The 24,636-nt window shown below is 60.2% G+C and carries 26 protein-coding genes and 1 tRNA gene; 15 read left to right on the top strand and 12 right to left on the bottom strand.

What is annotated here, in order from left to right; genetic code table 11:
• The first annotated feature begins 178 nt into the window (after nt 1-178).
• Nucleotides 179-1,513, top strand: coding sequence for an MATE family efflux transporter (locus ACFOGH_RS08395; RefSeq protein ID WP_380072620.1), 1,335 nt, complete (start codon nt 179-181; stop codon nt 1,511-1,513).
• Nucleotides 1,514-1,631: 118 nt separating this feature from the next.
• On the opposite strand, the gene ACFOGH_RS08390 is transcribed toward ACFOGH_RS08395, so the two are convergent.
• From ACFOGH_RS08390 to ACFOGH_RS08380, 3 genes are read right to left on the bottom strand one after another with little or no spacing between them, the layout of a single operon-like run.
• Nucleotides 1,632-2,045, bottom strand: coding sequence for a hypothetical protein (locus ACFOGH_RS08390; RefSeq protein ID WP_380072619.1), 414 nt, complete (start codon nt 2,043-2,045; stop codon nt 1,632-1,634).
• Nucleotides 2,046-2,441: a bleomycin resistance protein gene (locus tag ACFOGH_RS08385; RefSeq protein WP_380072618.1), complete on the bottom strand. Its 396-nt coding sequence runs from the start codon at nt 2,439-2,441 to the stop codon at nt 2,046-2,048.
• 8 nt (nt 2,442-2,449) lie between these two features.
• Nucleotides 2,450-3,652 carry a pyridoxal phosphate-dependent aminotransferase gene (locus ACFOGH_RS08380; protein ID WP_380072617.1) on the bottom strand — a complete coding sequence of 401 codons (1,203 nt, stop codon included), beginning with the start codon at nt 3,650-3,652 and terminating at the stop codon, nt 2,450-2,452.
• A 107-nt stretch (nt 3,653-3,759) separates the two neighbouring features.
• On the opposite strand from ACFOGH_RS08380, the gene ACFOGH_RS08375 reads away from it, so the two are divergent.
• The 3 genes from ACFOGH_RS08375 (at nt 3,760) to ACFOGH_RS08365 (ending at nt 5,015) form a co-directional block, all read left to right on the top strand.
• Nucleotides 3,760-4,161, top strand: coding sequence for a helix-turn-helix domain-containing protein (locus tag ACFOGH_RS08375; RefSeq protein WP_380072616.1), 402 nt, complete (start codon nt 3,760-3,762; stop codon nt 4,159-4,161).
• Nucleotides 4,158-4,430: an FAD assembly factor SdhE gene (locus ACFOGH_RS08370; protein ID WP_380072615.1), complete on the top strand. Its 273-nt coding sequence runs from the start codon at nt 4,158-4,160 to the stop codon at nt 4,428-4,430. Before ACFOGH_RS08375 ends, ACFOGH_RS08370 begins: the two co-directional genes overlap by 4 nt.
• Nucleotides 4,431-4,517: 87 nt before the next feature.
• Nucleotides 4,518-5,015 (top strand): MarR family winged helix-turn-helix transcriptional regulator, encoded by a 498-nt coding sequence (locus tag ACFOGH_RS08365; RefSeq protein WP_380072614.1) that lies wholly within the window; start codon nt 4,518-4,520, stop codon nt 5,013-5,015.
• A gap of 32 nt (nt 5,016-5,047) precedes the next feature.
• On the opposite strand, the gene ACFOGH_RS08360 is transcribed toward ACFOGH_RS08365, so the two are convergent.
• The 3 genes from ACFOGH_RS08360 to ACFOGH_RS08350 all read right to left on the bottom strand — a co-directional run bounded on the left by ACFOGH_RS08360 (nt 5,048) and on the right by ACFOGH_RS08350 (nt 9,631).
• A complete protein-coding gene (locus ACFOGH_RS08360) occupies nt 5,048-7,111 on the bottom strand; it encodes a capsular polysaccharide biosynthesis protein (RefSeq protein WP_380072613.1) in 2,064 nt (687 codons plus the stop codon).
• A 7-nt stretch (nt 7,112-7,118) separates the two neighbouring features.
• Nucleotides 7,119-8,252, bottom strand: coding sequence for a polysaccharide biosynthesis/export family protein (locus tag ACFOGH_RS08355; RefSeq protein ID WP_380072612.1), 1,134 nt, complete (start codon nt 8,250-8,252; stop codon nt 7,119-7,121).
• A gap of 89 nt (nt 8,253-8,341) precedes the next feature.
• Complete coding sequence (locus ACFOGH_RS08350; protein WP_380072611.1) at nt 8,342-9,631, bottom strand: capsule biosynthesis protein; 1,290 nt, start codon at nt 9,629-9,631, stop codon at nt 8,342-8,344.
• A gap of 162 nt (nt 9,632-9,793) precedes the next feature.
• Here ACFOGH_RS08350 and ACFOGH_RS08345 point away from each other — a divergent pair, with 162 nt between their 5' ends.
• From ACFOGH_RS08345 to ACFOGH_RS08310, 8 genes are all read left to right on the top strand, one after another.
• Nucleotides 9,794-10,390, top strand: a complete 597-nt coding sequence (locus tag ACFOGH_RS08345; RefSeq protein WP_380072610.1) for a riboflavin synthase — start codon at nt 9,794-9,796, stop codon at nt 10,388-10,390.
• Entirely contained in the window at nt 10,387-10,938 is a 552-nt protein-coding gene (locus tag ACFOGH_RS08340; RefSeq protein WP_380072609.1) for a hypothetical protein, read from the top strand. Before ACFOGH_RS08345 ends, ACFOGH_RS08340 begins: the two co-directional genes overlap by 4 nt.
• Before the next feature lie 117 nt (nt 10,939-11,055).
• The gene (gene ribB / locus ACFOGH_RS08335; protein WP_380072608.1) at nt 11,056-12,150 is read left to right on the top strand and encodes a 3,4-dihydroxy-2-butanone-4-phosphate synthase; all 1,095 of its coding nucleotides are present in this window, start codon (nt 11,056-11,058) and stop codon (nt 12,148-12,150) included.
• 3 nt (nt 12,151-12,153) lie between these two features.
• On the top strand, nt 12,154-12,654 hold the full coding sequence (locus ACFOGH_RS08330; protein ID WP_380072607.1) for a 6,7-dimethyl-8-ribityllumazine synthase: 501 nt from the start codon (nt 12,154-12,156) through the stop codon (nt 12,652-12,654).
• A 20-nt stretch (nt 12,655-12,674) separates the two neighbouring features.
• On the top strand, nt 12,675-13,112 hold the full coding sequence (gene nusB / locus ACFOGH_RS08325; RefSeq protein WP_380072606.1) for a transcription antitermination factor NusB: 438 nt from the start codon (nt 12,675-12,677) through the stop codon (nt 13,110-13,112).
• 89 nt (nt 13,113-13,201) lie between these two features.
• Nucleotides 13,202-13,570, top strand: coding sequence for an META domain-containing protein (locus tag ACFOGH_RS08320; RefSeq protein WP_380072605.1), 369 nt, complete (start codon nt 13,202-13,204; stop codon nt 13,568-13,570).
• Nucleotides 13,571-13,999: 429 nt separating this feature from the next.
• The gene (locus ACFOGH_RS08315; RefSeq protein ID WP_380072604.1) at nt 14,000-14,854 is read left to right on the top strand and encodes a DUF481 domain-containing protein; all 855 of its coding nucleotides are present in this window, start codon (nt 14,000-14,002) and stop codon (nt 14,852-14,854) included.
• A 322-nt stretch (nt 14,855-15,176) separates the two neighbouring features.
• A complete protein-coding gene (locus tag ACFOGH_RS08310) occupies nt 15,177-15,638 on the top strand; it encodes an MmcB family DNA repair protein (protein WP_380072603.1) in 462 nt (153 codons plus the stop codon).
• Here ACFOGH_RS08310 and ACFOGH_RS08305 read toward each other — a convergent pair.
• Nucleotides 15,616-15,831, bottom strand: coding sequence for a DUF6324 family protein (locus tag ACFOGH_RS08305; protein WP_380073981.1), 216 nt, complete (start codon nt 15,829-15,831; stop codon nt 15,616-15,618). The genes ACFOGH_RS08310 and ACFOGH_RS08305 overlap by 23 nt on opposite strands.
• Before the next feature lie 101 nt (nt 15,832-15,932).
• Between ACFOGH_RS08305 and ACFOGH_RS08300 the strand changes: the two genes are divergently transcribed.
• Both ACFOGH_RS08300 and ACFOGH_RS08295 read left to right on the top strand, forming a co-directional pair.
• A tRNA-His gene (locus ACFOGH_RS08300) sits at nt 15,933-16,009 on the top strand.
• A 105-nt stretch (nt 16,010-16,114) separates the two neighbouring features.
• A complete protein-coding gene (locus ACFOGH_RS08295) occupies nt 16,115-18,433 on the top strand; it encodes a Tex family protein (protein ID WP_380072602.1) in 2,319 nt (772 codons plus the stop codon).
• Here the strand turns inward: ACFOGH_RS08295 and ACFOGH_RS08290 are convergent.
• The 3 genes from ACFOGH_RS08290 to ACFOGH_RS08280 all read right to left on the bottom strand — a co-directional run bounded on the left by ACFOGH_RS08290 (nt 18,430) and on the right by ACFOGH_RS08280 (nt 20,652).
• Entirely contained in the window at nt 18,430-19,629 is a 1,200-nt protein-coding gene (locus ACFOGH_RS08290; RefSeq protein WP_380072601.1) for a UbiH/UbiF family hydroxylase, read from the bottom strand. The genes ACFOGH_RS08295 and ACFOGH_RS08290 overlap by 4 nt on opposite strands.
• Before the next feature lie 69 nt (nt 19,630-19,698).
• Entirely contained in the window at nt 19,699-19,905 is a 207-nt protein-coding gene (locus ACFOGH_RS08285; RefSeq protein WP_380072600.1) for a hypothetical protein, read from the bottom strand.
• A gap of 102 nt (nt 19,906-20,007) precedes the next feature.
• Nucleotides 20,008-20,652: a pyrimidine 5'-nucleotidase gene (locus ACFOGH_RS08280; RefSeq protein ID WP_380072599.1), complete on the bottom strand. Its 645-nt coding sequence runs from the start codon at nt 20,650-20,652 to the stop codon at nt 20,008-20,010.
• Between the two features lie 92 nt (nt 20,653-20,744).
• On the opposite strand from ACFOGH_RS08280, the gene ACFOGH_RS08275 reads away from it, so the two are divergent.
• Nucleotides 20,745-21,380, top strand: coding sequence for a GntR family transcriptional regulator (locus ACFOGH_RS08275; protein ID WP_380072598.1), 636 nt, complete (start codon nt 20,745-20,747; stop codon nt 21,378-21,380).
• Between the two features lie 10 nt (nt 21,381-21,390).
• Here ACFOGH_RS08275 and ACFOGH_RS08270 read toward each other — a convergent pair whose 3' ends face one another.
• Nucleotides 21,391-23,262: a glycosyltransferase family 2 protein gene (locus tag ACFOGH_RS08270; RefSeq protein WP_380072597.1), complete on the bottom strand. Its 1,872-nt coding sequence runs from the start codon at nt 23,260-23,262 to the stop codon at nt 21,391-21,393.
• Between the two features lie 76 nt (nt 23,263-23,338).
• The gene (gene carA, locus ACFOGH_RS08265; RefSeq protein WP_380072596.1) at nt 23,339-24,499 is read right to left on the bottom strand and encodes a glutamine-hydrolyzing carbamoyl-phosphate synthase small subunit; all 1,161 of its coding nucleotides are present in this window, start codon (nt 24,497-24,499) and stop codon (nt 23,339-23,341) included.
• Nucleotides 24,500-24,636: the final 137 nt, after the last annotated feature.

Genomic DNA, 24,636 nt, shown 5'->3' with positions numbered 1-24,636 from the left:
TGGTTGAGAGAAGGCTGATCCTGTGCCGCGGGAATGTAAATGTCACGTTATCGACGCGCAGAATGGTTTCCGACATTGAAAGCACTGACGGGGGCGGGAACCTGCGCTGCGCTGCGGCGGAAGCGGTGTCTTGTGGCGGTGATCTTGCGCTTGTAGGACTTGGGATATGATCAAAAGAATGTCCTACATCTCACATGCCCGCGCGACACTGGCTTTGGGCCTGCCGCTGGTGGGCAGCCACCTGGCGCAGATGGCGCTGCATGTCACCGATACCGTGCTGCTGGGCTGGTATGGGGTGAATGAACTTGCCGCGGTGGTGCTGGCGACCTCGATGTTTTTCGTGGTGTTCATTCTGGGCGCGGGCTTTGCGCAGGCTGTGCTGCCGATGGTGGCCACAGCGGTGGGGCGTGGGGATGAGGCGCAGGTGCGGCGCGATACCCGCATGGGGATGTGGCTGTCGATTGGCTTCGGGCTGCTGAGCTATCCGATTTTCTGGTGGTCCGAGGCGTTGCTGCTGGCCTTGGGGCAGCGGCCCGAGGTTTCGGCACTGGGGCAGGATTTCTTGCGCATTGCGGGCTGGGGGATGATCCCGGCGCTGTTGGTGATGGTGCTGAAGAATTATCTGGCGGCGCTAGAGCGGACTCAGGTGGTGCTGTGGGTGACGCTGGCGGCGGTTGGGGTCAACCTTGTGTTGGCCTATGCGCTGATCTTTGGCCACTGGGGCGCGCCGGAACTGGGCGTGCGCGGTGCGGCGATTGCTTCGGTTGCGGTGCAGACGCTGACCTTTGTGCTGCTGGCGATCTATGCGGGCTGGTTGCCTGCCTTGCGGCATTTCCATCTGTTTCAGCGGTTCTGGCGGCCGGATTGGCCAGCCCTGCATCAGGTGTTTCGCCTTGGCTGGCCGATTGGCGTGACCTCGCTTGCGGAAAGCGGATTGTTTCAGGCCACCGCGCTGATGATGGGATGGATCGGCACGATTGAACTCGCGGCGCATGGTATCACCATGGAGGTGGCGGCGCTGTCGTTCATGGTGCATCTGGGCCTGTCGAATGCGGCCACAGTGCGCGCGGGGCGGGCGGATGGCGCGGGGGACCGCCAAGGCGTGCGCGATGCGGCGGTGACGGCGATTGCGCTGTCGGTCGGGTTTGGCGCGGTGATGGTGGTGCTGTTCCTCAGCTTGCCGGTGCCGATCATCTCGCTGTTTCTGGATGAGAGCAAACCGCAAAGCGCCGAGATCATCGCCTTTGGTGTCACCCTGCTTGCGATGGCGGCGCTGTTCCAGATGGCCGATGCGATGCAGGTGATGGCGCTGGGCTTGCTGCGCGCGATCAAGGATACGCGCGTGCCAATGATCGCGGCGGCGATCAGTTATTGGGGCATTGGCATTCCATCGGGGTATTTCCTGGCGTTTCATGCCGGTTTGGGCGGGATCGGTCTGTGGCTGGGGCTGGTGATTGGGCTGGTGTTTGCCGCCGTGACGATGATGTGGCGGTTCTGGCATCGGGTGCGCTGAACGGGCTTCACATTGGCACAAATACTCCCGCCGGAGGCATCCGGCATTGGCCAAAGGAGCCTCCGGCGGGGAAATTTAGAAACAGGTGAAATACGGCGCTAGGCCCGCATCGGCGCGGTTATTCCGCCGCCTCGCCTTTCATCAACCGCTCGGCTTTTTTGCGCACCAACACGCTGCGCAGATCATGCATCGCCAGCAGCAAAAGGTCGGTCACTTCCTCAAGTTGCGCGTCGGTGGCCTTGGATTGCGCCCACTGCGTCGTCAGGTTCATGTGGTCTACCGCGCGTAGAATGTCATCGACATCGCGGGCGGCCAAAGTGGCTTGCCGCTTCGCAACCCATTGGCCGATCACCTTGATTTCTTCCTGCGTCAGCTTGTGATCACCATGCGGCTTGATATTGCCATTCTTGACGTTCACCAGTGCGATTTCGTCCATATCAATCCGGCGCTGGCGGTTTTCGGTATCGACGCGGAACACGGCGGCACCGTTGTCGCGGATACGGAAATAAAATTCAGGCAGATCGGCTGACATTCAGGCGGCCCCGCCTGAATCAATTTCGCCTGCGTCAATGTTGTCGATCACCCGCAAAAGCGAGCCATCCTCATCGACCAACGCAAACATCCGTGGGGCCTGTCCTGGCTTGAAAATGCCGGTCAGGCGGGGGATGGATTTCTCATCCTGCGGCAGCCCGACCTGTTGCCACTGGGCCAGAAGCCCGGCCATATCATCGACGCGCGCGCAGGCAGAGAACCAGCTTGTGCGCTTGTCAATTTCGGGGTGCGGGAAGAACTCCAGCACGAGATCTCCACGCCGCAGGATCATCCAGCCGTCACCGCGAAACGCGCGCGCAAAGCCGAGGCGGGCATAAAACGCCTCGGTTGCTGCGAAATCACGGCTGGGCAGATTGGCGGTGATCCGGTCGGCCATGGTGTCCTTTAGCTTAGCGACGCACAGAAGTTCTGGATGCGGGTGCAGGCCTCAACCAGAGTCTCGTCGGCGGTAGCGTAGCTGACGCGGAAGTTTGGCGAAAGCCCGAAGGCCGCGCCAAACACCACGGCGACGCCGGTTTCTTCCAGCAAAGCGGTGGCGAACACCTCGTCATCGGTGATTTTCGTGCCTGCGGCGCTGGTTTTGCCGATGCAGCCGGAAATGTCGGGATAGACGTAGAAGGCACCTTCTGGTTTCGGGCAGGTGATACCTTGGGCGGCGTTCAGCATCGAGACCACAAGATCGCGGCGGCGTTGGAAGATCTTGCGGTTGGGCGCAAGGAAGTCTTGCGGGCCGGTCAAAGCTTCAAGTGCGGCATACTGGCTGACCGAGCAGGGGTTCGAGGTGCTTTGGCTTTGGATCGTGCCCATCGCCTTAATCAGCGCCACCGGGCCTGCGGCATAGCCAATGCGCCAGCCCGTCATGGCGTAGGATTTTGACACGCCGTTGCAGGTCAGGGTGCGGTCGTAGAGCTTCGGTTCGATCTGCGCAGGGCTGGTGAACTCGAAATCGTCGAACACCAGATGTTCATACATATCATCCGACATGATCCAGACATGCGGATGTTTCAGCAGCACATCGCATAGCGCGCGCAACTCGGCGCGGGTATAGCCAGCGCCGGTTGGGTTCGAGGGCGAGTTGAAGATGAACCACTTGGTTTTAGGAGTGATTGCGGCATCAAGCTGCGCCGGGGTCAGTTTGAAATCGGTTTCGATGGTGGCCACGACAGGCACCGGCGTGCCGCCTGCCAGCAGGACCATATCCGGGTAGCTGACCCAATAGGGCGCCGGGATGATCACTTCATCGCCGGGATTACAGGTCGCCATCAGCGCATTATACAGCGTCTGCTTGCCGCCGGTGCCGACGGTGATCTGGTTTGGGGCATAGGTCAGGCCGTTTTCGCGCGCGAATTTCTCGCAGATGGCTTTCTTCAGCTCGGGGATGCCATCGACCGCGGTGTAGCGGGTTTTGCCTGCGTCAATCGCGCGCTTTGCGGCGTTGCGGATGTTCTCCGGCGTGTCAAAATCCGGCTCTCCAGCGCCAAGGCCGATGACATCGCGGCCAGCCGCTTTCAGTTCCTGCGCCTTGGTGGTGACGGCGATGGTGGGCGAAGGTTTGACGCGGGCGAGGGTATCGGACAGGAAGGCCATTCGGCGGGCTCCGGCTATGGGTTGGGCGGTTGGTTTGTAATTTGCGGTTGTTTGGCATAGGTTTGCCGCGCAAGCAATCAAGCGATATCAGAATAAGGAGAGGCAAGATGGCAGAAATCACCAGCGAAACATGGTTAGAGGACGATGTGGCAACCTTTGGCGACCGGCTGGAAGCGGCGCGGCTGGCAGCGGGTTTTGGTGTCGAGGATCTGGCGCAGCGGCTGGGTGTGCGTGACAGCACGATTGTCGCATGGGAGGCTGACGCCTGGGAGCCGCGTGGCAACCGTTTGCAGATGCTGGCGGGGATGTTGAACGTGTCGTTGACGTGGTTGATGACAGGTAAGGGGCCGGGATTGGGTGCGCCCGGGGATGCGTCGGCGTTGCCCTATGGCGCGCGGATGGCGCTGGCCGAAATCGCGCAATTGCGCGAACAGATGCAGGTTCTGGGGCGCGATCTGCAGCGCGCCGAGCAAAACCTGGCATCGCAATTGCGTGAGATGGCAGCATGATCGAGACACAAGAAGCCCGACTGAAACGGATGGCGATGCGCAGTTGGCGGCGCGGCATGAAAGAGATGGACCTGATCCTTGGACCCTATGCCGATGCGCATCTGGCGAAAATGTCGGAAGAACGGCTGGTGGTTTTCGACAAGCTGCTGCATGAAAACGATCAGGATCTGCTGCCATGGGTGCTGGGGCAATCGCCTGCACCGGATTATCTGGCTGATTTGATTGGTGAAATCGGATCACATGCACGCGGGCGGATGGCGGCGGGGTAATTTGCGCCAAAATCGTGGCGAGTTTACGATATGTTTTTGTTTTGTGTCGATTCTAGCCGCAGTTGCCATCGCTCGCGGAGTTAAGAGATGACATTGCATGACCCCCTGCTTGACGGCTCGCAAAAGCTGTTGATGGCGGGATATCTGGATAATCTGGCTTTACTGGAACGGCTGCATCGATTGCTGCTGGATGTGATCAAGGATGAGTTTGAACGCGTGGCGATCCTTGAGATCAACTCGGTGCAGGCGCTGCTGCTGTTCAACATCGGCGAGAACGAGGTAACGGCGGGCGAGTTGAAATCGCGCGGCTACTATCAGGGCTCGAACGTGTCGTATAACCTGAAAAAGCTGGTGGAATTGGGCTATATGCACCATCAGCGATCGGAAATTGACCGCCGCTCGGTGCGGGTGCGGTTGACCGAAAAGGGCCGCAAGGTGCGCGGGATGCTGACCGATCTGTTCCAGCGCCACGCTGAAGGTTTGGCCAAACGCGGCATGGTGGATGCCAGCAACATGGAAAACATGAACCAGTCGCTGAAGCGGATGGAGCGGTATTGGACCGAACAGATTCGCTATATCTACTGACGTTCGTGGTTAATACGTTGCTGGTTCGCGCCTTAGCGCCAGAACCGCGCATAGGTGGCAAATCGGCCCTGCAGCTTGGCCAGAAGGCGCAAGGGCAGCCCGGTTGCGGCTTCGGTGCCCGTGGCGAGACGGTGTAGCACGGTTTCGGGTGGGCAGGGTTTGCGGCTGACAGGATCGTAGTAGCGCGGATAGGCGATCAGGACGGCGTGCGCCAAAGCCAGCAGCGACGGGCGCGGCAGGGGATGGCCGTCAGGGGCCTGTTTGCGGCGCAAAGGGACGGGGCCGAGGTCTTGCGTCAAGCCCCACCCGGCATAGAACGGCGCGCCGAGGCAGATGACCCGCTTGCCACGCAGCAAAGCCTCAAATCCCAACAGCGATGTCATGGTAACGACGGTGTCACAAACCTCGATCAGTTGGATCGGATCGGCGTGATGCGCGACAACATCGGCCAATCCCTGCAGCACATGATCGGGGATTGCACCGGGGCGCAGGCCTGCTTCGACATCGGGATGCGGCTTGTAGATCAGCGTGGCGTCGGGATAGGCCGAGCGTGCGGCTTGCAGCAGCGCCATATTGGTGCAGATCGCTCCCGCGCCGAGGCGTATGGAGGCATCATCTTCGACCTGGCCGGGAACCAACACGCGGGGGCCGTCGGGCAATTCCGGCAGTCGGCCCGAGAGGTTGTATTTTGACAGACGGGCGGCGATCAGGCTCGCCACCAGCTTTTCAGCGCGCCGTTGGGCGTCGGGCGGCAGTGGCGTTTGGATCAATCGCTCAAGACGGCTTTCGCGGGTAGGATCGTAGTAAATCCCCAGATCATCCGTGACCAAAGACAGCGGCGGCACCAGTTCTGCCCCAAGCCCGCGCGAGCGCAGAAAGCCATCTTCAACCCGGCGAATAGTCAGATCTTCGGGCATATGTTCGGGTGTCTTGCCGGCCCACATCAGCAAACCGCGTCGCTTTGTGCAGGCGGTGCTGACGGCCTGCGGCAGATTATCCCGAAAGATCAAAGGCTTTTCGCGGCCAAACACCGCCTGCAGTCGCCCGCGCTTCCACACCCGCATCCCCATGGCCACGTGCCCGAACCGATCTTCGCGAAAGGCGCGTGTCTCGGCCTCAAGCTGATCAACGGCCTCTTCAAAGCTGCACAGGCGATTGCGGCAGGGATCGACCCACGTCGGCGCGAGGATCATGGCGGCGGCGAAAAGCTGTGCTTTGGTTAAAGTGCGCCGCCTGCGGTCGACCGGAAACGCATCCAAGGTCAGACCCCAACCGGCATAGAACGGCTGGCCAAAGATGCGGGGGCGGTGGCCAGCCAGAATGGCCTCGAAACCCATTTGCGATGAGACGGTGTAGACCGCAATCGCGCCTTGCAGCAGGGCCCAGGGCGAGACTGGGGCGCTCAGCATACTGACGCGATCCGATTGGTCGTTCGGGGTAAAGTGGCCACGCCGCAAGCCCAGCTGAGTCTCGGGGTGGGTCTTGATGACGATGCGCGCGGTGGGATGTTCGGCCTGTGCCGTGGCCAGCATTTCGGCAAAACGTGCGGCGCTGGCCCCGGAATGGCGGATAGAGGCATCTCCTGCCGTCTGATCTAGCACCAGCACATATCCGGGGGCAGGCATAGGAGCGGTGTTCAGGTGAAGGTTGTATTTTGACAAGTCGAGCGACTGAATCCGAGAAATTCCGTCGCGCGCGCGCATCAAAAGGTTCGAATCGTCCAAGGGATGAGTTGCAAGAATCCTTTCGAGTGAGGAAGGTGCGGCGCTGTCGAAATGCATGCCAAGCCCGTCAATCAGTAACCCCAAGGCCGCATCGCCCATACGACCGGGGCGCACCGAACGCAGAAAGGCATCCTCGATCCGCACCAGTGGCACGTTGTAGCGCGCGGCAATCGCCTCGCCGCGCCGCGCGTAGGGCGAGCGGCCCCAGACCACCACGCCATCTTCCGGTCCGGGCAGGCCAAGGCGCAATTCGTGTCCGGCAAGGGCCAGCATTCGGCGCAGATGCGGTTGGCGCAGAAACCCGGCGTTGTAGTAAAAAAGCCGCCGGGGAATCGTCCCGGCGGCTTGGTTATCAGGTTTGGGGCCGGTCAAATCCGCCTCATTGCCCCGTGGTGGCAATGTTGTTGGCCGCATTGGTCGAACCCGAGATCGCCGACAAGGTTTTCTGCCACTGCACGAACGGCGCTTCGGTGACATAGACGGTGTCGCCATCGCGGATCAGGAAGTCACGCGCCTCAAACATCCCCGTCGGCTGTGTCAAATCAAGCACATAGACCATGCGCTGATCGCCCTTCAGGTCGCGGCGGCCCAACACGGCATTGGCAACCTCGGCAGGTTCATTGCGGAACACGAACACGCCGGTTGGGTCGGCGGTGCCGGTGTTCAGGCCGCCAACCGTGGCCAAAGCCTCAATCGCCGACAGGGTTTGCGTTTCGAACGGAACCTTGGTTTGCGACCCGGTGGCCCCCATGGCGACGAAGGAACGGGTGTCTTTTTCCACCGTGATCTTGTCACCCGGCCGCAGGGCGATGTCCAACGCCGGGTTGGAATACAGGTCTTCCAACCAGATCGAGCCGGTTTTACCGCCGCGCGTGACACGCACGATAGCCACAGCCGGTTCGATCGTGACGCCGCCCGCTTTCGACAGCATGGCCGACAGGGTGCGAGTGGGGCGTTCAATCGGGAACACGCCGTTGGCCCCGGCAAAACCGGAGACCGACACGGTCGAACCATCGCCCGCCAGACGCTGAACCGAGATTTGCGGATCGGGCGTTTGGGTGTCGAGTTTCTTGGTGATGATGTTGCGCAGGCCATCGGGCGATTGGCCCGCCGCCTTGATCTTGCCAGCATAGGGCACAAAGATATAGCCCGCGCCATCGACCTGAATTTCGGTCAATGCCGACACGCGCTGACCGGTGTTGCCGAGCAGCGGATCATCCTTGACGTTTTCATAGATCGTCAGCCCCAACACATCGCCGGGCGAGATCACATCAGATCCGACCACCCCCGCGTTGCGGAATGCCGAGCTGAACCCAAGTGCCGGCGTCACCGCGGTGGCGCGCGTGACCCGAGAGTTCACCGTGACGATAAAGGCGTCGCCCTGCTTCAGGACCGAGCCCTTGAAGATTTCTGCCTTGTTGGGCCCCGAGCGCGGCAGGCCACAGGCCCCAACCGCACTGACAAGTGCCACAAGGGCAAGGGCCTTCGCCCCCCTTGATCCGGTAATTTTCACTGCCCGGGCTCCTTTAACTGGATTTGCCTCAAGTTTTGCCTGTAAACCTACAGAAAGACGAAACAAAATGCCAGTCTTGGTTTTATTGTTCACTTTACGACGTGCAACTGTTGCCGTGGTGCCGCTTTGCCAGAGGTGAGCGCATCGTAAGGATCTTCTGCTTGCAGCATCATATCTACCACCTGTCGTAGCAATTCACGCCGCCCACGCGAACTGTAGAAGCCGCCGGGCACTTGGCTGGTTTCCAGCAGATAATGGCGATAATCGCGATAAGCGCGGCTGTCGGGGCGTGTGGGCAGAGTGAAGAAGTCTTTCAGGCTTTGGGTCGAGACGAATTCCGGCTTGGCATAGACCGCAGCGCCAAAGGTTTTCAGCGGCAGACCGCGCCAAAGCACCTGCTGTGCTGCGGTGGAGTTGACCGTCACGGCAGAGCGGGCGTGGTTCAACAGCGCTGCCAATTTGCCGCCCCTCACGAAATGCACCCGCGACGAAACGCCGTGCTGTGCTGCCAGACGTTTGATTTCACGCGCTACCGGCACACGACCGTCTTCAAGCGGGTGCGCTTTAAAAACGATGTGATGATGCGGGGCTGCCCCCTTGGCAAAGCCTTCCAGCACGACGGCCAGAAACTCTGTCATGGTCTTGAAGGGTGAGTGCATTTGGAAACTCGCGTCATGTTCCAGTTGCAGCAGCACCAGATGATAGGGAAATCCGCCATGCTTGATGCGCAGGGTGGCGGCAATACGCTCCCACCGATGCACGGGCAGCAGGACAAGGCGTTTGACATAAAGCCAGAATTCCTGCCCCACACTTAGGGCGCGATGCGGTCTAAAATTGCGATAATCCCAGAATCCGCTCATTACGAACCAATGATAAAGCGCGCCCCAAAACATGTGTTGGCGCATGTCGCCCCAGCGCGCCGGTGCATCGGGAAGCTGCATGTCCAGCGCTTGCAGCGCCTTTTGCATCTGGGGCACCGACATCTGCATCAGGCGCGAATTGCCGTTTGAGCCGCCACGTTCGTAACTGATCCAATAGGGCCGCAGATAGCCTTCCTCGAACACATGCACAGTGATGCCCGCCGCACGGGCGGCAGCAACGGCGGTGGCGTGGATCGGGCGAGTGTCGCCATACAGCACGATATCGGTGATTTGCTTTTGCTCGATCACCGTCCGAAACGCCAAGGGCCAGTCTTGCAAGGTGCCTTTGAACGGAATGTAGCTGGCCTCGGTCGGCCAGAACGCCCGATCGCCGCGATTGAAGCCGACACGCCAGACTTCTGCGCCCGCCGCAGACAACATTTTGCCCAAGCGATGAAAAAACGGGCCATGCGGGCCCTGCAAAAACAAAAAGCGGCGATCTTGACCTGAACCTGACATTATACTCGCATGTTTTCTCGTCTGAATGCGCCAGAAACACCCTGCAAGAAAAGGGGAAACATCGGCTTGGCGCAGCTTAACACCAGAACAGCGGCGAATTTGAGGCGATTGCACTAGCCCCGTGCAGCAAGTAGCTTTGCCGCGAAACACAGGGGGTGAGCCATGTTTACCGGAATTGTTACCGACATGGGCGAAGTGCTGGAACTGGAGCAGCGCGGCGATCTGCGGGCGCGGATTGGCACGGTTTACGATGTTGCCCATGTCGATATTGGCGCCTCGATTGCCTGCGAAGGCGTTTGCCTGACCGTGATCGCGCTGGGCACCAGCCCGCGCAACTGGTTTGATGTGCAGATTTCGGCGGAATCGGTATCAAAAACCAATCTCGCGGGCTGGAAGGTTGGCAAGCGGCTGAACCTTGAGCGAGCGCTAAAGGTGGGCGACGAATTGGGTGGGCATATCGTCTCGGGCCATGTTGACGGTGTGGCCGAGGTGGTGCGGATTGTGCCCGAGGGTGAATCCGTGCGGGTGACGTTTCGTGCGCCAGAGGCTTTGGCGAAATTCATCGCCTCGAAAGGCTCGGTTGCGCTGAACGGCACGTCTTTGACGGTGAATGAGGTTGATGGTTGCGACTTTGGCATCAATTTCATCCCGCATACGCAGGCGGTGACGACTTGGGGAGAGGTCAAGCTGGGCGACAAAGTGAACCTCGAAGTTGATACCATGGCCCGCTATGTCGCCCGGCTGCGCGAGTGGGAATGAGCCAGATCGGCCATAACGGCGGGCCTTCGGTGCAGCCGGGGGTGGCTTGGCGGGCGCATTGCTGGCGTGCGGCACGCGCGCGGCTTTTGCCCACGCTGCCGATTGAGGTGGTGCGGCTGCGGGTGAAGCGGGCGCGCGATTTGGGGCTGGATTACAGGACCTATGCCTCGGTGCGGGCGGCGACGGGGCATGATCTGATCGCGTTTCTGTTTTCCTCCAACGCTTTGCGGCTGACGCGCGGACAGACAGTGCTGCCGCAGGATCGGATCGAAAAGCTGGACGCGATGAATTGCACGCGGATCGCGCTGGCGGTGGCTCCGCTGTCGCCGCAAGCCATCATCGTGAACCCGCAAATCGATGCGGCCCATCCAGCGCCATTTGCCTTGGCGAAATTTGCCGAAGCGCGCGCGGTGATCCGCGTGGCTTTGGGCAAGGTGCCGGGGGACCGGGTGCTGTTGGTGGGCGATATGGCGTTGGAACGCGATTGGTGTGCTGCTGGCCGTTTGGCGGGCTATCTGCCTGCCGAGCGATTTTTTCCGAACCCCTGAGATCCCCAAGCCCCAAGGTTTCGCACAGGTTCTGTTCGGCAAACCGCCGCTGCGCGGCTCTGGCTTTTGCAGCCCTTTGGCGGTATGCGGAACCAGAGAGTTGCAGGAACCCAGATCATGACCACACGCACCGAATATTCAGACGCGATTTCTTCGGTTGAGGAGATTATCGAAGACGCCCGCAATGGCCGGATGTTCATTCTGGTCGATCACGAAGACCGCGAGAATGAAGGCGATCTGGTGATCCCGGCGGAAATGGCCACGCCCGAGGCGGTGAATTTCATGGCGACGCATGGCCGCGGGCTGATCTGTCTGACTATGACCGGCGCGCGGATTGATGCGCTGGGCCTGCCGTTGATGGCCTCGCGCAATTCCAGTCGGCATGAGACAGCGTTCACGGTCTCGATTGAGGCGCGTGAAGGTGTGGAAACCGGGATTTCAGCCAAGGATCGCGCGATCACCATTGCGGTGGCGATTGATCCGAAAACTGTGCCGACCGATCTTGCGACGCCCGGGCATGTTTTCCCGCTGCGCGCCCGTGATGGCGGCGTGCTGGTGCGCGCTGGGCATACCGAGGCTGCGACGGATATCTCGCGACTTGCCGGGCTGAATCCTTCGGGTGTGATCTGTGAGATCATGAAGGATGACGGCACCATGGCGCGTTTGCCCGATCTGGTGGCCTTTGCGCAGAAGCACAGTCTGAAAATCGGCACGATTTCTGATTTGATCGCCTATCGGCGGCGGCATGACAATCTGATCAAGGAACGCTCGGTCAAGCGGGTGCATTCGCTGCACGGCGGCGATTGGTTGATGCGGATTTTCGCGGATGAAACCCATGGGGACGAGCATATTGTGCTGACCAAGGGTGATCTGTCCGGCGATGCGCCGGTTCTGACGCGGGTGCATACGCTGAACGCCTTGGAGGATGTGCTGGGCATCGGCGACGATCACGTTGGCGATTTGCAAGGCGCGATGCGGGTGATTGCCGCCGAAGGTCGCGGCGCGATTGTGCTGCTGCGCGACACCTCGATGAAGGTAGAGCCGGGTGAAGCCTCGCCGCAGACCCTGCGGCAGTATGGTTTGGGCGCGCAGATTCTTTCGGCGCTGGGGCTTAGCGCGATTACCCTGGTGACGAACTCCAAGGCTCCGAAAGTGGTGGGTCTGGATGCCTATGGGTTGTCGATTGTCGGCACCCGCGCGATTACGGAGTAGATCATGGCTGCCAATGAAACCCATTACACGCTTCCGCTGCCGACGTTTAAGGCTCCGGTCAAACTGCTGATCGTGGTGGCACCTTATTATAAGGACATCACCGATCAGTTGGTGGCAGGCGCGCAGGGCGTGGCTGCGGCGTGCGGGGCAACCGCCGAGATCATCGAAGTGCCGGGGGCTTTGGAAGTGCCAACGGCGATTGCCTTGGCGGAACGCATGGCAAAATTTGATGGCTATGTCGCGTTGGGCTGTGTGATCCGGGGCGAAACCACGCATTACGATACGGTCTGCAATGACAGTAGCCGTGCGATCACCATGCTGGGCCTGCAAGGCGCTGCGATTGGCAACGGCATCCTGACGGTGGAAAACCGCGCCCAGGCCGAGGTGCGTGCCGAGGTCTCGGGGCAAAACAAAGGCGGCGGGGCAGCGGCTGCGGCCTTGCACCTGATCGCCTTATCGCGCAAATGGGCGACCGACACCAAGGGGATCGGTTTTCGACCATGACTAAGCCTGACAAGAAGCAGATGAAATCAGCCGCCCGGCTTTATGCCGTGCAGGCGTTGTTTCAGATGGAGGCCTCGGGGCAGACTGTTGAGTCGATCCGACGCGAGTTTGAAACCCATCGCTTCGGGGCGATTTATGACGGCGATGAAATGGCCGAGGGCGATGTGGATCATTTCCGCGCCGTCGTCGACCATGCGGTGAACTATCAGGCGATGATCGACCAGATGACCGACCGGGCTTTGGTGGCGAAATGGCCGATTGATCGGATTGATCCAGTGATCCGCGCCTTGTTCCGCGCGGCTGGAGCCGAGTTGACCCAGATGGTGACGCCGCCGAAGGTGGCGATCAACGAATATGTCGATGTGGCGAAGGCGTTTTTCCCCGAGGGCAAGGAATCCAAATTCGTCAACGCGGTGCTGGACCATATGGCGCGCGAGGCCAAGCCCGAGGCGTTCTGATCGGGCTGCCCAAGGTTTTTGATCATCGGCCTCCAAGGATACCGCTGCGCGATACGTCAAAGCATTGTGGTTTGTGAAAGGATGGTCGGATGAAACATATCTGGATGGCGGCGCTGATGTTGGCGGCTTGCGTGGAAACCGGCAAGGCAAACACCGAATGGGTGCTTGCATCCATCGACGGCGCGGCGGTGGATTATACCGCGACGCTGAGCTTGGCCGAACAGGGCCGCGTCACCGGGCAAGCCCCTTGCAACCGCTATTTTGCCGATGTGACGCGCCAAGGCGATACGTTCAGACTTGGCATGATTGGTGCCACGCGCATGGCCTGTTTGCAGATCAAGGGCGAGGCCGCGTATTTTCAGGCCCTGCAAGGCATCGACCGGGCGTCCGAAACCCCAGAGCAGTTGACACTGTCCGGCGCGGGGCGCGAGATGGTGTTTGTGCCTGCCGCGCAATAGGCCGTGAAGGCGCATCGTGGCCGCAAAACCTGTGGTTGGCTTTAATCTCGGCGGTCACGATCAACACCGCGGGCAAATCCGCTTGCACAGCGCATTTCGCCGCTGATCACGGCCTGTGGCTGGCAATATTGCGGCAAATACGCAACAGTGGCTTGGTTCCGCCGAAATGTCGTCGACCAGAAAGTCCCGGATATTCGGCGCTTGGCCCAGTTCACCCCGCCGCTGTTGCTGGTTCCTTCACAATTTTGACATATCGGGATTGTTACAGGATTTGCGCAGAAATTTGCCTGATTTTTGAGGGTTTCGGCGGAAATATGATGTGATTTCATTTGGTTGGTATCCACCCTTGATTGGAACCGCTTGATGCAACATCTGCCTCCCAGACGCCGGAAACATTCGGCGCAGGGATAGATGTTGAAAGGACCGATCATGAAGAACGTAACTCGTATCGCGGCAGTATCCGCATTCGCTCTGGCTGTAGGGTCGCTGCCTGCTGTGGCACAGACCACGCTGCTGGGGTCGTCTGCGGTGGACGATCAAATTGATGACCTGACCATTAAGGCCAATCGCGACATGGCGCGCGGCAATGATGAGCTGCGGTTTGGCAACCCCGACGCACGTCAGGGCATGTCAGGCTCGGCATCGTTGGGTTACAGCGGCAAAACCGGCAACAACGAATCGCAAGATTTCTCGGCCGGTGCACGTCTGCGCTATGCGCAGGGCCCCATGGTCCAAACCCTCAGCTTCCTTCTGGACTATTCGGAACAGGACAACGTGAAGGAAAAAGAGGATATCTCGGCGGTCTATGACGCCAACTACTACTTCAACGACCGTTTTTACGGCTTTGTTCTGGGCCGTGTGAACACCAACGGCTTGGCCAATGTGGCAACCGTGGATAACGACCCCGCAACGTCGATTGCAAAGGATGCGTTCCTTGGTTTCGGTCCGGGTTATCGCATCGTGAACACCGATACGGTCGCTTGGCGGATGCAGGCGGGTGTGGGTATCAGCTACCTTGAGTTCGGTGACGACAACAGCACCACCGAAACCGCAGGCATCGTGTCGTCGCGCTTCTTCTACAAGATCAGCGACACCGTGTTCGCCAGCATGGACACCGATATCGTGAAATCGGACACCGCGCTGCGCATCGGCAACGATCTCGGCGTGAACTTCAAGGTCACGGACGCGTTCTCGACCCGCGTCAGCTATCTGACCGAGTACAACGACAGCCGCGCGATCCGTTCGGATAACAAACTGGGCGTTTCGCTGGTTTACGGCTTCTGATCAAAGCCTAAAATGCGGAAAAGGGGACAGCACGCTGTCCCCTTTTTCATGCGCTGGAGTAGGTGGCGGGCCCGCAGCGGCCGTGACGGCGTGAATTTCCCGAGAGCCTGAGTGTTCAGGTTGGTCGCCAGGTAGCAAGACCAGGATCTTGCCAGAGCCAGCTCCCTCGGAGATGCTTATCGGCCACTGGAAAAGGGCCATTCACGAGAAGAGCAGAACCCGCCAAGGCTGAATGTAGGCGCGGCGAGTGTTGATAGCAAGGGGCGCAGGATGGCGCGGCAAGGGGCTTGCCGAGTGTTCACCTTTAGTTCATATTTTTGGTATGGAAACGGAAGCCCTCTTACCCCCAATGCCGGGACAACGCCTCGCCCGCGGTGTCTGCCGCGCCCTGCGGCAGCTTGATTTCGTCACGGTTGAGGAATTGGTGCCCACCCCCGGTTTGCGCGTCGATGTGATGGCCTTGGGGCCTAAGGGCGAAATCTGGATCATCGAATGCAAATCCAGCCGCGCCGACTATATGACCGATCAGAAATGGCGCGGTTATCTGGAATGGTGTGATCGGTTTTTCTGGGCCGTTGATGGCGATTTTCCAATTCCGCTGCTGCCCGAGGCTTCGGGTGTGATCATCGCCGATGCCTATGACGCGGCGATTTTGCGGATGGGGCCGGACACGCCTTTGGCGCCTTCGCGGCGCAAGGTCATGCTGCAGAAGTTCGCGCGTCACGCCGCCTTGCGGCTGCAAGGCCTGCGTGATCCAAATTTCAACGCTTTTTCTTTGGTTTAGCGCCACCCGCAATCGCCCGCGCAGCCTCGGCGGCAGACAGCAATTCCTCGGCGATTTCCTCGGCTTCATCAGCGTCGAAATCGAGTGGAAGCTCGATGCCGCCATCGGCTTCGATATAGATTCGCACCATGCCCAATTCGGTCGGACCGATCTGGATATTGGCAGCGATGTCGCTTTGCTTGTCGATCCCCATGGTAGGCTCCTTTTTCTTTGCCATGGCGTAACAACAGGCGTAATCTTTGGCAATCCTGCCCTTGCAATCCCGCGAACTGGGCGTTAAATCCCCGCTTGCGTGCCGCCTTAGCTCAGTTGGTTAGAGCACTAGATTGTGGATCTAGGGGTCCCCCGTTCGAGCCGGGGAGGTGGTACCACCCTTCACCTTTCGTTGATTTGGCGACCCGAACACAGCGTGCAGTGGGCCTTGGCCTTGCCAGCCCGGGGTTGTATGGTCGGCCTTCCCAGTGAAGGACCAAGCCATGACCGCAGACGCAAATCGCCGTATCCCCCTTGTAATCGCAGCAGAAATTGGCGCGACTGCGGCGCAGGTGGCCTCGGCGATCATGCTGCTGGACGAAGGCGCGACGGTGCCCTTCATCGCGCGTTACCGCAAAGAGGTGACGGGGGGCTTGGACGACACCCAGTTACGCAATCTGGCCGAACGTCTGGTCTATCTGCGCGAGTTTGAAGCGCGTCGGCTGGCGATTCTGGGATCAATTTCCGATCAGGGTGAGCTGACCGATGCGCTGTCGGCAGCCTTGGCCAAGGCCACCACCAAGGCCGAACTGGAAGACATTTATCTGCCCTACAAACCCAAACGCCGCACACGCGCGATGATTGCGCGGGAAAATGGCTTGGGGCCCTTGGCCGAGGCGATTCTGTCGGATCGTGCGGCCGACCCGGCGCTGCTTGCGAAGGGTTACGTCAGCGAGGCCGTGCTCGATGCAAAATCTGCCCTCGAAGGCGCGCGCGACATTATCGCCGAAGGCTTGTCCGAGGATGCAACCCTACTGGGCCGCCTGCGCGGGCACATGAAGCAGGTTGGGCGGCTGTCTGCCAAGGCTGTGCCGGGGAAAGAGGCAGAGGGCGCCAAATTCTCCGACTATTTCGCGCATGACGAGCCTTGGCATAGCGCGCCTAGCCACCGGGTGCTGGCGATGCTGCGCGGCCAGAACGAGGGATTTCTGACTGTTGACCTCGCGATTGATGCCGATGCGCCCAAGGGTGACAGCCCTGCCGAACGCGCCTGTGCGGCGTCGCTGAACGTCTCGGGCCGTGGCTTGGGCGATGCCTGGTTGCGCGAAGCGGCCGCCTGGGCGTGGCGCGTCAAGCTGAAAACCTCGCTGACGCTTGATCTGATGACAGAGCTGCGCGAGAGGGCAGAGGCGGAGGCGATTGCGGTTTTTGCGCGCAATCTCAAAGATTTGCTGCTGGCAGCCCCGGCGGGCGGCAAAGCCACAATGGGCCTTGATCCGGGTATTCGGACAGGTGTGAAAGTCGCGGTCGTCGATGCCACAGGCAAGGTTCTGGCCACTGACACCGTTTACCCGTTCCAGCCAAAGAACGACCTGCGCGGCGCGCAGGTGGCGCTGGCACAACTGATCGCCAAGCACGGCGTCAAGCTGATCTCGATTGGCAACGGCACCGCCAGCCGCGAGACTGAAAAGATGGTGGCCGATTTGCTGGCGGTTTTGCCGGGAGCGGAAAAGCCGGTGAAGGTCATCGTGTCCGAGGCCGGGGCCTCGGTTTATTCGGCCAGCGAACTGGCGGCGAAAGAGTTTCCTGGGCTGGATGTCTCGCTGCGTGGCGCTGTTTCGATCGCGCGGCGGCTGCAAGACCCCCTGGCTGAACTGGTCAAGATCGAGCCGAAGGCGATTGGCGTCGGCCAATATCAGCACGACGTCGACCAGCACCGCTTGGGCCGCAGCCTCGAGGCTGTGGTGGAAGACGCGGTGAACGCGGTTGGGGTTGATCTGAACACCGCCTCGGCCCCGCTGCTGGCGCGCGTTTCAGGTGTCGGCCCCGGTTTGGCCGAAGCGATTGTAAGCCACCGTGATGCCAATGGCCCGTTCGCGACCCGGCGCGAGTTGCTGAAAGTCGCCCGTCTGGGGCCGAAAGCCTTTGAACAGGCGGCAGGCTTCTTGCGGATCTCCGGTGGCAAAGAGCCGCTGGACGCAAGCTCGGTGCACCCGGAAGCCTATGATGTGGCACGCAAAATCATCGCCGCCTGCGGGCGTGATATTCGCGCGCTGATGGCCGACCCGGCGGCGCTGAAAGGGTTGGACCCCCGCAGCTTTGTCGATGCCAAATTCGGTTTGCCAACGGTGAAAGATATTCTGGCCGAGTTGGAAAAGCCCGGTCGTGATCCACGCCCCAGCTTCAAGACGGCAACGTTTGCCGATGGGGTCGAGGATATCAAAGACCTCAAACCCGGCATGATGCTGGAAGGCACCGTCACCAACGTGGCGGCCTTTGGCGCGTTTGTGGATATTGGCGTGCATCAGGATGGTCTGGTGCATGTCAGCCAACTGGCCGACAAATTCGTCAAAGACCCGCATGAGGTGGTCAAGGCCGGCGATGTTGTAAAGGTGCGGGTAGTCGAGGTTGATGTTGCCCGCAAGCGCATCGGCCTGACGATGAAATCTGACAGCAGCGAAGCGCGTGCGCAGGTGCGTGAGCGTCAGAATGATCGCCCCTCTCAACCGCCGCGCGGCAAGCCTTTGCCCGCATCCGCCGGATCGGCAACCAGTTCCAGCGCCTTTGCCGATGCATTGAAGGGGAAGTTCAACAGCCGTTAGCGCAGGCCAAGACCGGCTTTCATCAGCGTTTTGCGCACAGGGGCCACTGAATAGAACGCGTTTAGTGCCCCTGCGCGCAGATCGCGCAAGAGTTGCCCCTCAACCATCGAGGCACGGTTCAGCGCATCAATGCCTGTCACCCTTGTCTGGACCTCGAAATGTCGGCGCCGGTTGTAGGTGGCCAGCATCGCCGCGTTGCCAATATTGGCCGGGTCAGCCTGCGCCACTTCCAGCAGCACGGCAAGATCGGCCAGACTCATATTCAAACCCTGCGCCCCAATCGGCGGCACCACATGCGCCGCCTCGGCAATCAGCGCCACACGTTCGGCTGACATTCGCGCGGCAATCTGGCTGATGATCGGCCAAACCGTGCGGCGCGACACCAGTGTAAGCGGCCCCAGAATCTGACACGAGCGTGCGTTGATCGCGGCCTCAAAATCCTCGGCTGGCATGGCGGCCAGTCGCTGCGCCTCGAGCCCAGCCTCCATCCACACCACCGCCGAGCAGGGCAGGCCATCGCGGTCGGGCAGCGGGACCAACGTAAACGGACCGCCACTGCGGTGAATTTCCGTAGAGACGTTTTCGTGCGGAATTGGATGCGTGACCATGAACGCCAGCGCCTTTTGGCCGTAGCGCGTGGTTTTGACATCAATTCCAACGGCTTGCCGGATGATAGAGCCGCGCCCGTCCGCAGCGATCACCAGTTTCGCCGTCACTTTGCGCCCATCCGACAGTGTCACCAAAGCCTCTGACTCGCGGGTGAACACAGCGCGTGTCGCCACGCCGGGCAAGAAGGTGACATTCGGCAGTTCGGTCAGACGCGCCAACATTTCGCGCCGCAGCAGCCAGTTTGGCAGGTTCCAACCAAACGGCGAGTCTGACAGATCGGCGGCGTTGAAGTCTTTGATAATGCGCGGTTTCGCCACTTCGCCACCCGCGTCGATGATCCGCATGATCTGCAAGGGAGCCGCAAAAGTCTGCAGGCGTTGCCACAAACCAGCGGCGGCCAGCACCGGGACTGAGGGCTGCAAGAAGGCCGTCGTGCGCAGATCGGCGTTGTCGTCGTCTGCCTTGGTGACAGGGGGTGTCGGGTCTGCGCAGATCACCGAAAAGCCGGCACTGCCGAAAGCGGCAGCCGCGGTCAGCCCCGCCACGCCACCGCCAGAGATGAAAACATCGGTCGAAATTCGTGTCATGCCGCCCCCGGGGTGTCACTCAGCTTACCGCGTGAAAGAGTGCAAAGCGAAGCGGCAAAGCGTCTCAATTTACGGAATGGTGATCCATACCAGCAAAGCAAACATCACCGGCACGAAGGCGACACAGGTAAGAACCAGTGCAGCAACACCCCATGTCTTGATTGCCAGAACCATCAGCGTGACAAGTATGGTCAGAACATAGAAGACGAGATTTATGTCGCGGCCAATGTCACGCGCGATGTGTCCTAGAACGGGGATGCGGATGCTTGCGGCCATCTGAACCTCTTGCTTTGTGAGTCACAGATATGCCTTTGCGCGTATCCCTGCGACGCGGTGCAATGTCGCAGCATTTGCCGGGCCGATTGACGCGAGAAACCCTTAAGACAATTGCGCCAGAAATGCAGCCAGATCATCCGTGTGGTGCTGAATATGGCGGGCCTTCAAAGTCTTGGGGGCCACATGCACCGTTTTCATCCCCATGGCGTGCGGTGCCATCAGGTTGCGCGGATCGTCTTCGAACATCGCCGCGGTTTTCGGGTTGATGTTGTCTTGCGCAAAAATCGATTCAAACGCGGCCTGTTCGGGTTTGGGGCGGAAGCCCGCATGTTCAACCCCATAAACCGCGTCAAACAACCCGATCAGGCCGCGGGCCTCAAGCACGCGATGTGCGTAAGGCGCGCAGGCATTGGTGTAGACGATGCGGCGGCCGGGTAGGGCGCGGATGCGGGCCGCCAGTTCGGCATCGGTGGGAAGCACAGTGAAATCAATGTCATGCACATCCTCCAGATACGGAGCCGGGTCTATGTCATGCTCGCGCATCAACCCGGCCAAAGTGGTGCCATAACGGTCCCAATAGTGTTGGCGCAGACGGTCGGCCTCGGTTTTGCCGACGCCCAATTTGTTCATCACCCAGGCGGTCATCCGCACTTCGATTTGATCGAAAAGCCGGAATTGCGGCGGATAAAGCGTGTTATCCAGATCAAAGACCCAGGATGTGACGTGTTCGAACTGTTGTTTTACCATATCGCAGAGATAACCTGTCACATCGCCCACAGCAATCGCTTGATCCTGCCGCGCCGACGTTTAGTGTCGCACGACATCAAGGAGCTTGGGCCGTGCAGAAGGACGCTTATACATTAATTCTGGAATCGATTGAGGCCGGTAATCACAAACCGGGTGATCGCTTGGTCGAATCCGAACTGGCCGAGCGTCTTGGCGTTTCTCGCACCCCCGTGCGCGAAGCGCTGCAACGGCTTGAAACCCAAGGCATGTTGACGCGGGACGGCCGCAGTCTGATCGTCGCCTCGTTGGATCACAATCAATTGGCCGAGCTTTATACCGTCCGAACCGAGTTGGAGGGTCTGGCGGCACGTCTGGCGGCGCGGCATGCGTCGGATGAGGAAATTCGCGTATTGCGCGGGATGGTCGAGGATGATCGCGCGCTGTTGGGCGGCGATCCCCGCGCGCTGAGCCGCGCCAACAAGCGGTTTCATCGCCTGATTCACTTGGCCAGCCACAATCGCTTTCTGGTCCAGCAGCTTGATCTGGTGCATCGCTCTATGGCGTTGATGGCGACGACGACATTTGCCGCTGCAGGGCGCGATGAAGTGGCGCTGGCCGAGCATGATCAGATCGTGCGCGCGATTGAGGCACATGATGGCGAGGCTGCCTATCTGGCGCTGAAGTCGCATATCTCGAAGGCGTTCGAGACCCGGTTGCGCGTCGATGCGGGCGAGTTGAAGACGCGCTAAGTCCCAGACATCAAAGGTCGAAATGACCGTGGCTTGTCTTGTCCCAATAGAAGGGCTTCGTCATCAATTCCCATAGCGCCTTGTAAGCCGCGAGGGTGGCCAGCGGGTGATACAATGTCAGCGTCAATGCCCAAAGCGGGTTGAGCCGATGTTTGGTGCGGCGCATCCCGGCAATGTCGAAAATGATCGACAATACCGCCGTTGCTGTCATCAAAACATACAGCAGGTTGAACGCAGCATCCCCAATTGCTTCAGGCAAAGGGTGCCAGAAGCCAAACGGAATCAGCCACAACGACCAGATCAAGGGTGCCAGCAGCGATTGCAGTATCGAGCCCAGAAACTGCACCTGAAAGCCGATGAAGCAGCGCGCGCCAAGCTGGCGCCACAACAGGCGCGGCTGTCGCATATGGGTGATCCAGGTCATCATATAGCCCTTGATCCAGCGCGACCGTTGCTTGACCCAAGGGAACGAGCGGCAGTTTGCCTCTTCAAACGTGGTGGTGTCGATCAACTCTGTTCGATACCCGTGACGGAACAAGCGCAAGCCTAGATCGGCATCTTCGGTGACATTCTGCGCGTCCCAGCCGCCAAGTTCTTCCAAAGCCTTGCGACGAAAGAACAACGTGGTGCCACCCAGCGGAATTGCCATCCCCATACGTTCAATCCCCGGCAGGAACATGCGGAACCACGAGGCGTATTCTATGGTAAAGCAACGCGCCAACCAGTTGCTGCGCGGGTTATAATAATCCAACTGGCCCTGCAGGCATACCACCTCAGGGCCGCGCTGATGAAAGCGGGCGACGATTTTGCGAATCTGATCGGGCTCGGGCGCGTCCTCGGCATCATAGATGCCCACAATCGAGCCGCGGCAGTGATCGAGCGCATAATTCAGGGCGCGCGGCTTGGTCTTGACGGTGCCGTCCGGCACGACGACCACGCGCATCCACCCCGGCAAATTGGCGGTTGTCAGCGCGCTGCGGGTCATCTGATCTTCTTCTTCGACCACCAGCAGGATGTCTAGCAGTGCACGGGGGTAGTCCAACTGATCCAACCGTGCAGTGAGTTTGGCGGCGATGTTGCTTTCACGGTAAAGCGCCACCATCACCGACACCACCGGAAGTTGGGCGATTACGGGCGGTATCTGCGGCTCTGGCCCGGATCGGGCCATCAGGATCAGCGCAATCAACTTCATGATGTTGTGGGAAAACATTGCCAGCAGGGCGATACCGAACACCGCCGTCAATGTCAGCATCGGCTGCAGTATGGCCAGAACCAGCAAAATGGCAGCCAGCATCAGTGCGGGGCGCTGCAGCGTTGTGCTATGATAGGCGCGGCAGCTTTCCGAGGCAGGCACACGGGTTTCAGAGGCATGGGCGAGGCTGGCCCCATGCGTGGCGAGCAGCGCTTTTTCGATATGGGCAAGCGGGGCCACAGCCATTGCGACGGGGCCAAACTGATCTTGCAATCTGCTTCTATGGCGTTGGAACAGATCGGGGTAGGCGGTGACAATCACCGTGGCCTGCCCAACTTTGCGCCAGGGCAGCAAACCGTCTTGCAAGGCTGAAGCGGGATTAACCGCAGCTGTCAGCCGCGGATCGGGTGGCGCCGCTGACAGGTCCACATGCCCAACCCCCCAATGTCGGCCAATCGCATCATACAGCATTTCTGCCGAGGATGCGCCGCGCGCCAGCAGCAGATCCACCAGATGCCGACGCCGATCCGTCTGCTGCGCGATCGCTTGCAGCATCGCGTGCGGTTTAACCACGCCGTCTTGCATCAGCTTTGCTGACAGCGTTTGCAGCGTGGGTTTCGACGCAACGAGACGCGGCGCAACCACACCGGGCAAAAAGCGTTCAATCGGGCGCAGCGGGCTGACAGACATCATCTCTCCGGGCAACCCGCAAAGATTGCGCCGAAGGAGTTAAGGCCTGATTAACAAAAACCTGAATGGGTCGATTTCAGGCGGCGCGGCGGGCGCGGATGGCTTCGGCAAAACGCTCGAACAGATAGTAGCTGTCTTGCGGGCCGGGCGAAGCCTCGGGGTGATACTGCACCGAGAAGATCGGCTTGCCATCCACCGCGATCCCGCAGTTCGAGCCATCAAACAGCGACACATGGGTTTCCGAAACACCCTTCGGCAGCGTCTGGCTGTCTACCGTAAAGCCGTGGTTCATCGAGGTGATCTCGACCTTGCCAGTGGTCACGTCTTTCACCGGATGGTTGGCACCATGGTGGCCGTGGTTCATTTTGACGGTGGTTGCGCCCAAGGCCAATGCAAGCATCTGATGGCCGAGGCAGATCCCGAACAGCGGCAGGTCTTTGGCCAGCACGCCCTGAATCATCGGCACGGCATATTTGCCCGTCGCCGCCGGGTCGCCGGGGCCGTTCGACAGGAACACGCCCTCGGGGTTCAGCGCCAGCACATCCTCGGCCGTGGCGGTTGCGGGCAGAACGGTCACATCACAACCCGCCGAGGCGAGGCAGCGCAGGATGTTGCGCTTGGCGCCATAGTCAATGGCCACAACCCGCAGGCCAGCGCCTTCGCGCTTGGTGTAGCCTTCCGGCCAGGCCCAAAGCTGTTCGTCCCAACGGTAGGATTGCGCACAAGACACGTCTTTCGCCAGATCAAGGCCGACAAGCCCCTTCCAGCCGCGGGCTTTCGCGACCAGTGCGCCAACGTCGAACTTACCCTCGGGATCATGGGCCAAAGCGACATGCGGCGCGCCTTGCTGGCGGATGGCGCGGGTCAGGCGGCGGGTGTCGATGCCACCAATGCCGATGCGGCCCTTTTGTGCCAGCCATGCCTGAAGATCGGAGGTTGCCCGCCAGTTGGAAGGCTCGGTCGGGTCCCATTTTACCACCATGCCTGCTGCAACCGGGGTCGCCGTCTCGTCATCTTCCACGTTCACGCCGGTATTGCCGATATGCGGGAAGGTGAAGGTCACGACCTGGCCTGCATAGGACGGATCGGTCATGATTTCCTGATAGCCGGTCATCGCGGTGTTGAACACCAGTTCCGCCACCGTCTCACCCACCGCGCCAAAGCCGTGGCCGTAGAATACCGAGCCATCAGAAAGCGCGATACAGGCGGTGGGACGAGATTCGGAGGAGGTGGACATGGCGGCGGCTCCCAGCGGCAAAATCTGGCGGACACTAGTTGCAGGGGCGGTCAGGGTCAAGGGTTTGGCGCAAAAGGAATTCGGCGGGAAATCAACGGTTTGCGCATTCAGGGCAGAGTTGCGCCAAATGCGGTGGG

It is taken from the genome of Cypionkella sinensis (assembly GCF_042646385.1).
Lineage (GTDB): Bacteria > Pseudomonadota > Alphaproteobacteria > Rhodobacterales > Rhodobacteraceae > Cypionkella > Cypionkella sinensis.
Note: the sequence above shows the minus strand (reverse complement) of the source record. Positions and strands in the feature narration are given on the sequence as shown.